The organism is Streptosporangium sp. NPDC049248 (assembly GCF_040678965.1).
In the GTDB taxonomy this organism is placed as follows: domain Bacteria; phylum Actinomycetota; class Actinomycetes; order Streptosporangiales; family Streptosporangiaceae; genus Streptosporangium; species Streptosporangium fukuiense.
The window spans coordinates 93001-107421 of the sequence record NZ_JBFAQY010000031.1; the positions used below are offsets into that span (position 1 = coordinate 93001).

7 protein-coding genes are annotated in these 14421 nt (G+C 70.5%); 5 read left to right on the forward strand and 2 right to left on the reverse strand.

The window, feature by feature from the left end; translation table 11 throughout:
• Window positions 1-4 precede the first annotated feature (4 nt).
• The 4 genes from AB0K21_RS37055 to AB0K21_RS37070 all read left to right on the forward strand — a co-directional run bounded on the left by AB0K21_RS37055 (window position 5) and on the right by AB0K21_RS37070 (window position 10252).
• Window positions 5-3760 carry a DUF6079 family protein gene (locus tag AB0K21_RS37055; protein ID WP_364156688.1) on the forward strand — a complete coding sequence of 1252 codons (3756 nt, stop codon included), beginning with the start codon at window positions 5-7 and terminating at the stop codon, window positions 3758-3760.
• On the forward strand, window positions 3757-6420 hold the full coding sequence (gene pglZ / locus AB0K21_RS37060; RefSeq protein ID WP_364156691.1) for a BREX-2 system phosphatase PglZ: 2664 nt from the start codon (window positions 3757-3759) through the stop codon (window positions 6418-6420). Before AB0K21_RS37055 ends, pglZ begins: the two co-directional genes overlap by 4 nt.
• 123 nt (window positions 6421-6543) lie before the next feature.
• A complete protein-coding gene (gene brxD, locus AB0K21_RS37065) occupies window positions 6544-7848 on the forward strand; it encodes a BREX system ATP-binding protein BrxD (protein ID WP_364156694.1) in 1305 nt (434 codons plus the stop codon).
• Between the two features lie 181 nt (window positions 7849-8029).
• Window positions 8030-10252, forward strand: coding sequence for a DEAD/DEAH box helicase (locus AB0K21_RS37070; RefSeq protein ID WP_364156697.1), 2223 nt, complete (start codon window positions 8030-8032; stop codon window positions 10250-10252).
• A 232-nt stretch (window positions 10253-10484) separates the two neighbouring features.
• On the opposite strand, the gene AB0K21_RS37075 is transcribed toward AB0K21_RS37070, so the two are convergent.
• The gene (locus AB0K21_RS37075) at window positions 10485-11939 is read right to left on the reverse strand and encodes an RICIN domain-containing protein (RefSeq protein ID WP_364156700.1); all 1455 of its coding nucleotides are present in this window, start codon (window positions 11937-11939) and stop codon (window positions 10485-10487) included.
• A 501-nt stretch (window positions 11940-12440) separates the two neighbouring features.
• Complete coding sequence (locus AB0K21_RS37080; RefSeq protein WP_364156703.1) at window positions 12441-13841, reverse strand: PLP-dependent aminotransferase family protein; 1401 nt, start codon at window positions 13839-13841, stop codon at window positions 12441-12443.
• A gap of 133 nt (window positions 13842-13974) precedes the next feature.
• On the opposite strand from AB0K21_RS37080, the gene AB0K21_RS37085 reads away from it, so the two are divergent.
• A complete protein-coding gene (locus AB0K21_RS37085) occupies window positions 13975-14400 on the forward strand; it encodes a carboxymuconolactone decarboxylase family protein (protein ID WP_364156706.1) in 426 nt (141 codons plus the stop codon).
• Window positions 14401-14421 lie beyond the last annotated feature (21 nt).

Sequence of the window (14421 nt, forward strand, 5' to 3'; positions counted from 1 at the left end):
CGAGATGGCGACCCCGCTCAGGGACGTCCTGCACATCAACGAGGAGCTGAGCGCGAACGACTTCGTGCTCAAGCTCAGCGATGGTGTCTCCGAGGTCAAGGCCACCCTGGACAGCTACGTCGTCACCCCGCAGCTCGCGGAAAGCTTCGACGCGGCGCTGGCACTGGTGAAGGGTGCGCTGGAGAAGAACAAGAGCGACGCGGCGTTCCTGCACGGCTCGTTCGGCTCCGGCAAGAGCCACTTCATGTCGGTGCTGCACGCCGTGCTCAACCACAACCCCGATGCCCGGGGGCTGCGCGGGCTGGAGCCGACGCTCGCCAAGCACGACGGCTGGCTGGCCAACCGGAAGATCCTCTGCCTCACCTACCACCTGATCGGCGCCGAGACGGTCGAGGCGGCCGTGCTCGGCGGCTACGTCGAGCAGATCCGCCGGCTGGAGCCGGGGGCGTCGCTGCCCGAGGTGCACAGCACCGACAGCCTCTTCGTCGACGCCGACAACCTGCGGGCCCGCCTCGGCGACCAGGCGTTCTTCGGCGGTCTCGGGCAGACGTCCGATCCCGGCTGGGGCGGCCTGGGCGGCAACAACTGGGACGCCGCCTCGTACCAGCGGGCACGGCGGGCCGAGGTGGGTGACGCCGAGCGCGGCAGCCTGGTCTCCGCCCTGGTCGGGGCCTACTTCACCGGCTACACGCGCGGCGCGTCCTACCTGCCGCTGGACGAAGGGCTGGAGGTGGTCAGCGCGCACGCTCAGCGGCTCGGGTACAGCTGCGTGGTGCTCTTCCTCGACGAGCTGGTCCTCTGGCTCGCCTCCCGCAGCTCCGACCCGGCCTTCGTCGGCGAGGAGGGCTCCAAGGTCGCCAAGCTGGTCGAGTCGGCCTCCACCCAGCGGGCCATCCCGCTGGTGTCGTTCGTCGCCCGCCAGCGCGACCTGCGCGAGTTCCTCGGCGCGAACACCCCCGGCGCGGAGAAGTACGCCATCGGCGAGACGTTCCGCTGGTGGGAGGACCGGTTCAACGAGATCAAACTGGAGAACCGCAACCTCCCGGTGATCGTGAAGCGCCGGCTGCTGAAGGAGAGGCCCGGCGCCGAAGGCGCGCTGGAGGCGGCCTTCGCCAAGGTGACCCGCGAGCCGAAGGTGTGGAACGTTCTGCTGGAAGGGCCGGACGGCTCCGCCGACGGGGCGGCCTTCCAGAGCACCTACCCCTTCTCACCGGCGCTGGTCTCCACCATGGTGGCGCTCTCCGGCCTGCTCCAGCGGGAACGCACCGCGCTGCGGACGATGGCCGAGCTGCTCCGGCGCGGCCGGAACGAGCTGACCGTCGACGACATCATCCCGGTCGGCGACGTCTACGACGTGCTGATGGACTCCGGCGTCATGCCGCTCACCAGCGAGATGAAGCAGCACTTCACCAACGCGCGCACGCTGTACGACGAGAAGCTGCTGCCCCGGCTGCTCGCCAAGCACCGGTTCGGCTCCGTCGAGGAGACCCGGGAGCTGCCGCGTACCCACCCGTTCACGGTCGACGCCCGCCTGGTCAAGACCGCGCTGCTGGCCGCGCTCGCCCCCGGCGTCCCGGCGCTCAGCACGCTCACCGCGCAGAAGCTCGCCGCGCTCAACCACGGCACCATCGCCACCCCGCTCAAGGGGATGGAGGGCCAGCGAGTGCTGGCGCTCTTCCGCGACCTGGCCGCCTCCGGGGTCAGCGAGATCCATCTCACCGACGACCCGGCCAACCCGCTGATCACCATCCAGCTCGCCGGGGTCGACTACGAGAGCGTGCTGGAGCGGGTCAGCAACCAGGACACCCAGGGGGAGCGCCGCCGCCTGCTGCGTGAGCTCGTCTTCGAGTCGCTCGGGGTGACCGGGTCGGCCGACACGCTCGGCGGCGCCTACACGCACTCCTTCGTCTGGCGGGGCAGCCGCCGGGTCGTCGACGTCGTCTACGGCAACATCCGCAACGCCGACGAGCTGCCCGACTCCGCGCTGCTCGCCGACGGCGACCGGTGGAAACTGGTCCTCGACTTCCCGTTCGACGACGCCGGACACGGTCCCGACCACGACCTCGCCCGGTTCGAGAAACTGGAACGCGAGGGCGTCGAGAGCAGAAGCGTGGCGTGGATCCCCGCCTTCTTCACCGAGGAACGGGAGAAGGACCTCGGGGAGCTGGTCTCGCTCCGCTACCTGCTCGCCTCCAACGACCGCTACGAGCAGAACGCCAGCAACCTCTCGGTCCAGGACCGGGCCGCGGCCAAGGCATTGCTGACGAACCGGAAGAGCCAGCTGGAGGCCAAGCTCAAGCAGGTCATCCAGCAGGCGTACGGGGCGGCCACCCGCCAGCCCACCGACATCGACGTCGCCCGAGGTCACAGCGCGTTCCTCGCCACCCTCGACCCCCGGCTCACCCTCGGGGCCCCGGTGGGTGCGCGGCTGTCGGAGTGCCTGACCCACCTGCTCGACCAGATGCTCACCTCGCAGTACCCCGCGCACCCCGAGTTCGCCGGTGAGATCCGCAGGGCCGAGGTGGCGACCGTGCTGCAGTATCTGGACAACGCCGCGGCGGAGGAGACCGGCCGCGTCCCGATCCCCGGCAAGGACCGGGACGCGCTCCGTAAGGTCGCCAACCCGCTCCAGGTCGGCGAGGCACTGGAGAACGCCTTCCTGCTCAGCGCCGAGACCTTCCCCTGGGGCAAGCACTTCACCCAGCGCGCCGCCCAGGAAGGGTTGAACGAGGTCATCGGCGTCGACCGGCTGATCGAATGGCTGGACGAGCCCCACCGGCGCGGACTCGACGCCTCCGTCCGGGGCCTGGTCATCGCCGCCTTCGCGCTCATCCAGGACCGCGAGTGGTTCCAGAACGGCAGCGGTCCCGTCGCCCGGCCGCCGCTGGAGCGCATCGACGGCGGCTACGAGCTGCGCCTTCCCCGGCTGCCCGACGCGTCCACCTGGCTGCGGGCGGTGGACCGGGCGGCGAAGATCTTCGGCGTGCACGTCACGCCGATGCGGACGGCGGCCAACGTCAACCGTCTCGCCGTCAAGATCCGGGAGGCGGCCCGCGAGCTGCAGGCGCCCGCCCGCGAACTCGTCACCAGGCTCGACGACCACCGTCGCGTCCTCGGCCTGACCGAGGAGGCCGGCAGGCTCTCCACCGCCCGGGACGGGTTCTCGCTGGTCACCCGGCTCCTCGACAGGAGTGATGCCACCGATCTCGCCGAGGCTCTCGCCGGTTCGGGGATGTCGGTGGCGGAGGAGGTCCTCGCCAAGTCGCTCACGTCCGCGCGGGACGTCACGGAGCGGCTGAAGGAGATGGACTGGGGGCTGCTGGACGCCATCGCGTCCATGTCCCGCGATCAGCAGGCCGTCTCGGCGCTGCAGCGGCTCCGTGACGTGGCCGCGCGCAACGAGTTCCAGGGACCGCTGGGGCCGGTGCTGGGGGAGACGCGGCGCACCGCGCAGATGATCCTGGCGGCCCAGGTCCGGATCGTCGACCCGCCGATCGTCGATCCACCGGTCGTCAGGCCGCCCGTTGTCGATCCGCCCATCGTCGATCGGCCCGGTGCCAAGCCGTCGGTCGTTCCCGGCGGCGAGGGTGTCGAATCGCAGGTGAAGCCGACAGGGCAGGTGGACGGCGACACCTCCGCCGCGACCGGGACCCGCACGGTCGGGGCCGCACGGGTCGCCGAGGTCCTGGAGGAGCTGCGGGCCTTCGCCGAGGCGCATCCCGGCGCGCAGATCACCGTCAGCTGGAGCGCGCAGAGATGACAGCAGTGACCGAGTCTCGCTCCTCCCTGGCCACCGCGACCCCGCCGCTGGTCCGCTCCATCGTCCGCAAACTCCAGAGCTCCGGCCGGGAGAAGCGGGTGGTCGGCATCCAGGCACGCCTCGAATGGGCGGGTGAACCGGAGTTCTCCGTGGGCGACAGCCCCGTCCGGGTCGAGATCTGCCCGTCCCCGCTGGCCGTCCGGGAGGCGATGTTCCGGCACGGCGACGGCTACCTGGTCGTCCTCACCGACCTTGACGACGCCGACCTGGGCATCGGGATCCGTGCGCATCTCGTCAACGAGGGACGGCTGCTCACCCTGCGTCCCTGGGACATGCTCAAGCAGTCCTTCGAGGCCCGCGACATCGACCCGCTTCTGCTCGAACAGGGGTGGGCCGCCGCGGCGCTCGCCCGCTGGGAGCCCGCCGACGGCTGGCCGAAGGCCCCCGGCGGGACGCTCACCCGCGACCACGCCCTCGGCCATCTCGCCTCGGTGGTGTTCGGCGTATCGCGCGAGGGCGAGCACTACGTCTCGCCCGCCCACCCCGACGCGCTCGAGCTGCTGCGCTGGAGTCTCGATCCGGTCGCCGTGGGCAGGCTGGCCTCGCTGCCCGCCGAGGTCCGCGAAGGGCTCACCGGCTGGTTGAGCGGAGTCACCGGGATCGCGGGGACCTGGACGTTGCGGGCCGCGGCGGCCGGGCACGGTGGCGACGCCGTGCCGCTCGCCCTGGTCGCGGGCCTGCTCTGGCACGGCGCGGCGGGCACCGTGGCGGAGGCCCGTGGACTGGTCAGGGCCAGGCTCGGCGGGGCCGACCTGCCCGCCGAACAGGCACAGACCTGGGGGCGGGCGGCGGAGGCGTTGATCAGCCAGCTCGACCGCCCCGACAGCCTGCTGGAGCGAGCCGAGGCGCTGCTGCGCGAGTTCAACGCGGAAAAGCTCCTGGTCACCTCCAAGCTACTGCCCGGCTCCTACGAGCTGCGGCTGCGCGCGTTCGCCACGGCGGTGCGGCGCTGCCTCCCGGTTCCGGACGCCGCCGCGCTGAAGCAGCTCGAAGAGGCCCACCGCACGCTCGTGGCGCACGACCTGTCGGGGTTCAACGCGCGTACCAACGCGGCGCGGATGGCCCTGCGGCTGGTCCGATGGCTGGCGACTCCGGACGAGCCAGCCGCCACCCTCGCCGACGCCCTGCACGACCAGGTCAGGTCGGGAGCCCACGTGGAGTGGGCCTTCCGCGCCGTACGCGACGCCGACAGCAAGGTCGCCGCCGTCTACCAGGAACTGCTCACCGCCGTCGCGGCCCGCCGGGACGGGCGCGACCGGCGGCTCGCCGAACACCTGGCCGTCGCGGTCGCCGCCGACAGCGCCCCCGGCAGCCTGGTCCCGATCGAGTCCGCGCTCGCCACGCTCGTCCGCCCGCTCGGCCGGTCACTGCTCGTCGTCCTCGACGGGATGTCCGCAGGTGTCCTCGCCGAACTGGCGGACAGCCTCGCCGCCAGACGGTGGACCGAGCTCGTCGACTCCCTCGGGCACCGGCGGGTGCTGCTCCCGGCCCTGCCCACCGTCACCGAGACCTGCCGTACCAGTTTGCTCACCGGGACGCTGCAGACCGGCGACCAGTACGACGAGAAGAGGGTCTTCCCCGGAGCGGTCGGTGACGCGCAGGCGAAACTGTTCCACAAGGACGACCTGCGCGCCCCGGACGGGCACGCCCTCTCCCCGGCGGTGAAGTCGGCGATCGAGGGACCGGCCCGGACGGTCGGCGTCGTGCTCAACGACATCGACGACTCGCTGGACAAGACAGGCCAGGCCGTCGAGTGGAAGGCCGACCGGGTGCAGCAGCTGCCGGCCCTGCTGGACGCGGCCCGTACCGCCGGGAGACTGCTCGTCCTCACCTCCGACCACGGCCACGTGGTGGAACGCCACAGCACGCTGCGCTCCGGCACCGGATCGCAGTCCGGCCGCTGGCGGCCCGCCACGACGCCGTCCGCCAGCGGGGAGATCCTCGTCAGGGGCAGGCGGGTCCTCCTCGGCGGAGGCAACGTCGTGCTCCCCTGGCAGGAGGACATCCGCTACGGCCACAAGCGCGCCGGCTACCACGGCGGCGCGTCCGGAGCCGAGGTCGCGGTGCCGTTCGCGGTGTTCAGCGCCACGCCGGTGGACGAGGTCGCCGGATGGCGGCCCGCCCCGGCGCAGGAGCCCGTCTGGTGGCACAGCGCGGTTCGTCGTACGGCACCCTTGAAGGCCGCCGGGAAGGTGGCTGCAGGGCTTCCCGCGATGACCGTCGAGGTGCAGGCGGAGCTGATCGGTATCGAGGAGGTGACCGCTCCCGCGCCGACGCCCGGCTGGGAACGCTTCCTCGACGACCTCCTCGGCTCCGAGACGTACGCCGCGCAGCGAGCCCGCGCGGGCCGTGCCGCTCCCGACGACGCCCGGGTCCGCGCGGTGCTGGGTGCCCTGCTCGCCAACGGCGAGCGGCTGCACGAGAGCACCCTGTCGGCCGTCGCGGAGGTCCCCGCCGCACGGCTGCGCAACGTGCTGGCGGCGGTGCGAAGGGTGCTCAGCGTCGACGGTTACGATCCGGTAGGTTACGACCCCGACGAGGTGACGGTGGTGCTCGACGTCGCACTGCTCGCCGAGCAGTTCGGAGTCGTCAGGCCATGAGGGACGATACGGCCCCTGGAGACCGCCTCGGTCGCGAGGCGAGGTCGGCCGTGAAAGCCACGGTGGGTCGTACGAGCCCGGCAGGCCGAAGGCCGCCGCAGGGTGTGAGAGCAGGGACGGGTCGTGAAGGTCAGTGAACGCCGCCGCCGCGAGGTGATCGATGCCCTGCGGCGCGGGACCGTCCCCTCCGCCGGGCTCGACCTGCTCGCCGTCGGCCTCGACCGCTTCACCGGCGCGCTGGACGCCGAGCTGGACACGGCGGCCCAGGGGGGTGCGGTCTTCAAGGCGGTCAGGGGTGAGTACGGCTCGGGCAAGACGTTCTTCGCCCGGTGGCTCGCCGAGCGGGCCAAGCGGCACGGCATGGCCGTCGCCGAGGTGCAGATCTCCGAGACCGAGACGCCGCTGCACCGGCTGGAGACGGTCTATCGGCGGCTCTGCGAGAACCTGTCGACCGCGGAGTTCCCGCCCAGCGCGCTGCGCTCGGTCGTCGACGCGTGGATGTTCACCCTGGAGGAGGACGCCCTGTCGGCCGGGGTCTCCGAGACCGATGCCGAGGCGCTGGACCGGGCGGTCGAGACGCTGCTGGAGAAACGGCTCGCCGAGGTCAGCCGGTCGGCTCCCACCTTCGCCGCCGCGCTGCGCGGCTACCGTACGGCCGTCGCCTCGGGAGACTCGGCGACCGCCGAGGGGGTGCTCGCCTGGCTGGGGGGACAGCCGCACGTGTCGGCGTCGGCCAAGCGCGCCGCCGGGGTACGCGGCGACCTCGACCACTTCGGCGCGCTCGGTTTCCTGCAGGGGCTGCTGACGGTCCTGCGTGACTCCGGCCATCCGGGGCTGCTGCTCGTCCTGGACGAGGTCGAGACGCTGCAGCGGGTCCGCTCCGACGTTCGCGACAAGGCGCTGAACGCGCTGCGGCAGCTCGTCGACGAGATCGACTCCGGCCGGTTCCCCGGCCTCTACGTGCTCGTCACCGGCACCCCGGCGTTCTTCGAAGGGCACCAGGGCCTGCAACGGCTACCCCCGCTGGCCTCCCGGCTGGCCACCGACTTCACCACGGAGCCGCGCTTCGACAACCCGCGCGCCGTGCAGATCCGGCTGCCGGGCTTCACCCGCGACGGGCTGCTGGAACTGGGCGGCAGAGTCCGCGACCTCTACGCCGCCGGAGCCTCGCCGCGCGTCCTCGACCTGGTCGACGACGGTTATGTCGCGCTGCTGGCCGAGGCGGTCGCGGGCTCGCTCGGCGGCCAGGTCGGGGTGGCGCCGAGGGTCTTTCTGAAGAAGCTCGTCGGAGACGTGCTCGACCGGGTCGACCAGTTCCCCGACTTCGACCCTCGTGAGCACTACCGGCTCACTATGGGCTCGGGGGAGCTCAACGAGATCGAACGCAACGCGTTTTCGGTCGACGACGTCGCACTGGACCTTCCATGAACCCGGGCGAGCCGGATCCTCGCCCTGCGGGACCTCCTGTGAATCGCGGTGAGTCGCGTTCTGCTGGATGGGTAGGCCCGTGCCTTCTTGGACCTTCTGTGAATCCGGGTGAGCTGCGTTCTCGTCCTGCTGAGCGTTCGCTGAACGCAGTCGGCCCGAGCCTCCTCCAGCTGGACCTCATGTGAACCTGGGTGAGTCGCATTCCCGTCCTGCCGGACGTTCGCTGGGGGCGGGCGACCTGCACCCCGTCGTCCTGCACCACATCGTCAACACCCTGGGGTGGCCGGGGCTGCGGCCGTTGCAGGAGGCGGCCGTCGAACCGTTGCTCACCGGATCCGATGCCCTGCTGCTGGCACCCACCGCCGGAGGCAAGACCGAGGCGGCGATGTTCCCGCTGCTCAGCCGGATGGCCTCGGACAACTGGCGAGGGCTCTCGCTGCTCTACGTCTGCCCGATCAAGGCGCTGCTCAACAATCTTCTCCCTCGCCTGGAGAACTACGCGAGCTGGACCGGCCGGCGCGCGGCGCTCTGGCATGGCGACGTCTCCACCAGCCGGCGAAGGAAGATCCTGCGCGATCCGCCGGACATCCTGCTCACCACGCCCGAGTCGATCGAGTCGATGCTGGTCAGTGTGAACGTGGACCACCGGCAGCTCTTCGAGTGTCTCCGGACGATCGTGGTGGACGAGGTCCACGCGTTCGCGGGCGACGACCGTGGCTGGCACCTGCTTGCCGTACTGGAGCGCCTCACCCACCTGACCGGCCGCCCCATCCAGAGGGTCGGCCTGTCGGCGACCGTGGGGAACCCGGCCGAACTGCTCTGCTGGCTGCAGGGATCGGGGGCGGGCGTCAGGCCAGGGGAGGTCGTGGCGCCGGAGGTGGGAGGTTCGTCCTCGCCGGGATGCGGGGTCCCGGATCCCCCGTCCGGGTCCATCCGTACGACCCCGGAGCCGGCGGCCGTCCCCGCGCGAGTGCCGCCAGGGGACGTCCAGCTCGACTACGTCGGATCGGTGTCCAACGCCGCGGCGCTTCTCGCCGCGCTGCACCGTGGCGAGAAACGGCTGGTCTTCTGCGACTCCAGACGCCTGGTCGAAGAACTCGGCCACGCGCTGCGCTCCCGCGACGTCACCACCTTCCTGTCCCACGCCTCGCTGTCGGCGGACGAGCGCCGCCAGTCCGAGCAGGCGTTCGCTGAGGCGCGCGACTGCGTCATCGTGGCCACCTCCACCCTGGAACTCGGCATCGACGTCGGAGACCTCGACCGGGTCGTCCAGATCAACGCGCCGTCCACGGTCGCCTCGTTCCTGCAGCGGATCGGCCGCACCGGGCGCAGGCCGGGAACGGAACGCAACTGCCTGTTCCTCGCGCTGGACGAGGAGTCCCTGCTCCAGGCCGCCGGGCTCCTGCAGCTGTGGGGTGAGGGATTCGTCGAACCGGTCACCGCGCCGCCCGAGCCCCGGCACATCGTCGCCCAGCAGATCCTGGCCCTCTGCCTGCAGGAACACCGGGTCGGCGACCGTACCTGGCAGGAGTGGTGGAACGGCCTCGGCCCGTTCGGCCCGTCGGCGACCGTGATCCTCAGGCATCTGGTCGGCCACGGCTACCTCGACGAGGACGGCGGCATGCTCTTCGTCGGCCCCGAAGCCGAACGGCGCTTCGGCCGCCGCCACTTCATGGACATGACCGCGGTCTTCACCTCGGCCCCCGAGTTCACCGTGCTGTCCGGACGCAAGGAGATCGGCCGGACCGACCCCGCGCTGCTCACCGAGGAGATCGAGGGGCCACGCCTGCTGCTGCTCGCCGGACGCACCTGGCGGGTCACCTACATCGACTGGTCACGGCGACGCTGCTTCGTCGAGGCCGCCGACGGCCGGGGCAAGGCCCGCTGGGGCGGGGGCGGCTACGGAGGTCTGTCTGGCGCGCTCTCCCAGGCCATGCGCGCGGTCCTGCTCGGGGCCGACCCGCCCGTACGGCTCAGCAGGCGAGCGGTCGAGCGGCTCGCCGTGCTGCGGGAGGACGCCGTCGAATCCGTTCACCCGGCGGGGACGGTCATCACCCGCGATCTTGCGACGGACGACGTGCGCTGGTGGACCTGGGCCGGTTTCCGGGCCAACGCCACACTGGCCGCGACTCTTGACGGCATCGTGGTGCCCGGCCAGCGCGTCGACGAGGCGTCCATCCGGCTCAGGAGCGACATCACCCACCAGATGTGGAGGGCGGGAACCGTCGACGCCGCCGAGCGGCTCTGCCTTCCCGACGTGGACGAGAAGGCCCTGCACGGCCTCAAGTTCAGTGTGGCGCTCCCCGAACGGCTGGCCGTCGCCACCCTGGCCACCCGCCTCGCCGACCTCAACGGCGCCGCCGCCGCCCTCGGCGGTCCTATCCGTTGGTCGATCTCCCGATGATCCGTCACCCCTTCTTCCGTCCGGTCATCCATAGCTGTCCGAAAGAGAGCCGACCGCCGATCTCAAGGAGCCGTCGTCCGCCTCACTTCCGATCACCGATGAACTGCCAACGCGGCACCACGGCGATCTGGCTTCCCCCGCACCGAGCACACGGCACGAGATCGGCACTGCGAGCTTGTACCGCGGATCCGCAGGCATGTACCGCGGATCCGCGGTCATGTCGAGGCGACCGTTAGACGGCCGTGCGTGACCACTGCTGGTTGGTGCCGGTGTCGCACGGATACTGCTTGAGGATCACGCCGTCCGCGGTCGACGCGGACGGTACCTCCACGCATTTACCGCTGTGTCGCGCCCGGAGCTGGAAGTAGTCGCCGTTGGCGACCATCTGGAACTGCTGGTTGGTGCCGCCGCCGCAGGTGTACTGGATGAGTTCCGCGCCGTCGGCGGTTGAGGCGCCCGTCACGGTGAGGCACTTTCCGCTGTGGCGGCTGTAGACGCGCAGGTAGCCGCCACCGACGTCGTCGAACCGCCAGTGCTGCCACACGTTGCCGCCGTAGGTGTACTGGTCGACGCGCGCGCCGTCGTTGGTGCTCGCTTGCTGGACGTTCATGGCCTTGCCGCTGTGGCGCGCGTTGATCCTGTACGCCGGCGGAGGGGTGGAGTCGCCGACGGTGTCGCCCCAGGCATACCGGAGCCGGTTGGCGCCGTGGCCGTTGCGGACGGTCACGCTGAGATTGGTGCCGCTGCCACCCAGGGCGTACAGCGAGTACTGGTCGTAGCCGAGGCTTCCGGTCGGCGTGCCGCCGAGGGCGGGCCAGTAGGTGCCGCCCATCAGGTTGTCACGCATGACCTGGGCCATGGCGCGGAAGTAGCGCACGAAGTTGTCGGTGCTGTTCGGGTCGCCGTAGTCGAGGCCGGTGGACATCGGCGCGCCGAACCCGGTCGCGACCGCGCGGGAGGCGCAGTCGCCCAGAAGCGTCTGAATGTGGCTTCGGAAGCCGTCGTAGGTCATCGCGCTGTAGAAGGAGGCGTAGGAGTGGAAGGACAGCAGCGTCGAGTTGAAGCGGCTGTCGTTGCAGATGTCGCGCAGGTCCTGGCTGAAGCCGGTGCCGCCGATGAGCACCCGGCCGGGCACCGCCGAGGTGTGATGGCCGAGCCAGTTCGCCGCGACGTCGCGCCACTCGGCCGAGGAGTAGCCGTGCGGCTCGTTCATCGGCTCGAAGTAGAGGTTGCCGTTCGAGCCGTAGGTGTTGATCACGGTGGACCACATGGCGTTCCATGCGGTGAGGTTCGTGATCCTGCCGCCGGAGGCGGCGCCGTCCTCCCAGTAGGCCAGGATGACCTTGAATCCACGGTCGGTGGCGGCGTCGATGGCGCCGCGGTAGGCGTTCCACCAGGTCGTGTTGGCCACGGTGTGAGTGTTGATGGGCAGCCGGACGGTGTTGACCCCCATGGTGTAGGCCACGTTGTCGTAGAACGAGCCGGCCTTGGCCCGGACTGTCGCGTTGCTGTCGGACTGGCTCAGGCCCTGCACGACGAGCGGGCCGGTGCTGGAGTTGCCACCCAGCACGGCCCAGTTCATGCCTCGGAATGCGATGGTGTCGGCATTGGCCGGCGGCGCGGAGACGACGAGGCTTGTCACCGTGGTGAGCGCGGTCACCACAAGGGTGATCAGTAACCGGCGCAACGGCCGGGCGCTCCGCGATGGTCCTGATGAGTGACCATCAGGCGCCGTGATCAGTGCCATGAAATGTCCAATCACTAGAACTTGATTCCTGGGTCGGGTCCTCGGCCGCGTGACGACCGGGTCGTTCTGGTTCAGGGGCATCCAGATGGGGTCATCGGGGTTCACCGCCAGGTGTAGGGCAGTGGGGTGGCATCGACGGGCGCGCGAAGAACTGTTAACGCTAACATTTATGCGCGAACCTCGTCCCTGCGAGCTTGGCAATGGGGCGATTGATTCCCGATGAAGGGCCGACGATCGGGTTATATTCATATCTCTATTGCATTGCCGCAAAGTGTTAGTGTTCGCAGGCGGGATGTCAACATCTCGCTACCGAAGCGCGGGCCAGTGCTCCGGCCTTCAAGCCGGGAGTGAAAGCCCGCGCGGGAGTGCCCGCCAGGGCGCGAGCGTGCCGTACCTGCGGCGGGCACTCGGGGGTGACGCCGGCCCGAGCGGCGGGGGTTTCTACGGCGGTTCGGGCAAGGCGAGGCAGAGGGCTTCCAGGGCGGCTGTGATCGCGTGCTCGGGTGGCGTGCCGTATCCGAGGACCAGGCCGTCGCGTGGCGGCATCATGCTGTCGGGGTGCAGATACGAGCCCAAGCCGTCCAGGGCGAGGCCGAGGCGGCGTGCGGCGCGGAGGGTGGCTTGCTCGGTGTCCGGGGGAAGCTCGAGCACGGCGTGCAGGCCCGCGGCGATGCCGTTGACGCTGACGTGCGGGGCGCGTTCGGCGAGCGTGGCCGTGAGCAGGTCACGGCGGCGCTGGTAGATCCTGCGCATGCGGCGCAACTGGCGGTCGTAGGCGCCGCCGGTGACGAAGTCGGCGAGGGTGAGCTGGTCCATGACGCCCGACCAGAGTTCGCGCGGGCCCTTGGCGGCGACGATGTCGTCCACCAGCCGGCCGGGCAGTGCCATCCAGCCGAGCCGGAGCGCGGGGGACAGACTCTTGCTCGTCGATCCGAAATAGACGACATGGTCCGGATCGAGACCCTGCACGGCGCCGACCGGTTCGCGGTCGTAGCGGAACTCGCCGTCGTAGTCGTCCTCAAGCAGCAGACCGCCTGTGGCGCGTGCCCAGTCGATCACCGCGGCCCGGCGCTGTGGGTGCAGTGCGCCTCCAGTGGGGTACTGATGCGCGGGTGTCAGCAGGACGGCCTGCGCGCCCGTGGCCGGAAGTTCCTTGATTCGTGCGCCGTGGGTGTCCACGGTGAGCGGCACGGTCTTCAGGCCCGCCTCGGTGATGATGGAGCGGTGGAAGTCGAGTCCGTAGGACTCGACAGCGACGAGACCGCGCAGCACGTGACACACCAGCCGCAGCCCGTGCGCGAAACCCGAGCAGATCACGATGTGCTCCGCCTTGGTGCGCACGCCTCTGGTACGAGCCAGGTACTCCACCAGCGCCTGGCGTAACTCCGGCCGGCCACGGGGGTCGCCGACGCCGAAGGCGTCGTTGGGAGCGGTGGCCAGCGCGCGCCGGGCCGAGGCGCTCCAGGACGAGCGCGGGAAGGCGGCGGCGTCAGGGGAACTGGGCATCAGGTCGTAGATGACCCGTTGGCGGGACGGACGCGCGGGTGAGCGCCGACGGCCGGGTTCCAGAGGCGCGGCGCGGTGTGCGACGTGCGTGCCGGAACCTTGACGAGACGTGAGCCAGCCTTCCTCGACGAGCTCCGAATACGCGGCGGCGACGGTGTTGCGGGCGATTCCCAGGTCGAGGGCGAGGGTGCGATAGGGCGGAAGCCGGGTACCGGGTGCCAGCCGTCCCGAGTGGATCGCCTCGCGCAGGGCCCGCATCAACCGCACGCGCGCGCCGCCGCCACCGGTGAGATCCAGGTGCAGGTCGCCGCCGCTTTCCGGACGGAGGCCGCTCATCGCCTCACCCTGCGCCGGCCCTGGCCGTCGTGCCCGAAATTGGCCCACAGAATATCCACGAGAATGCACCATATCTTGGGTCGATCGTGTCCTTAGGGTCATGAGCATGACGAACGTTGCCATTCCCGCACGCATGAACTTGTCGCTTGTCGCTCCCAAGATTTTCAAGGCCGTGCTGGCCCTGGACGCTGTGGCCCGCGAGGGACTGGACCCGGTCCTGATCGAGCTGGTGCAGATCCGCGCCTCCCAGATCAACCGGTGTGCGTACTGCATCGACTATCACACCGGTGACGCCCGCCGGACGGGTGAGAGCGAGGCGCGCATCTACCAGCTGAGCGCCTGGCAGGAGTCCAGCCTCTACACCGCCAAGGAGCGCGCGGCCCTCGCCCTGACCGAGGCGATGACCCTGCTTCCCCAGGGGGTCGCCGACGCGGTGTACGACGAGGCCACGCGGTACTTCGACGACGAAGAACTCGCCCAGCTCATCGCGATGATCTTCACGGTCAACGCCTGGAACCGCATGAACGTGACCACGCGCAAGACCCCCGGAACCGAGTAGTCACGCCTGCGCCCTCGTTCT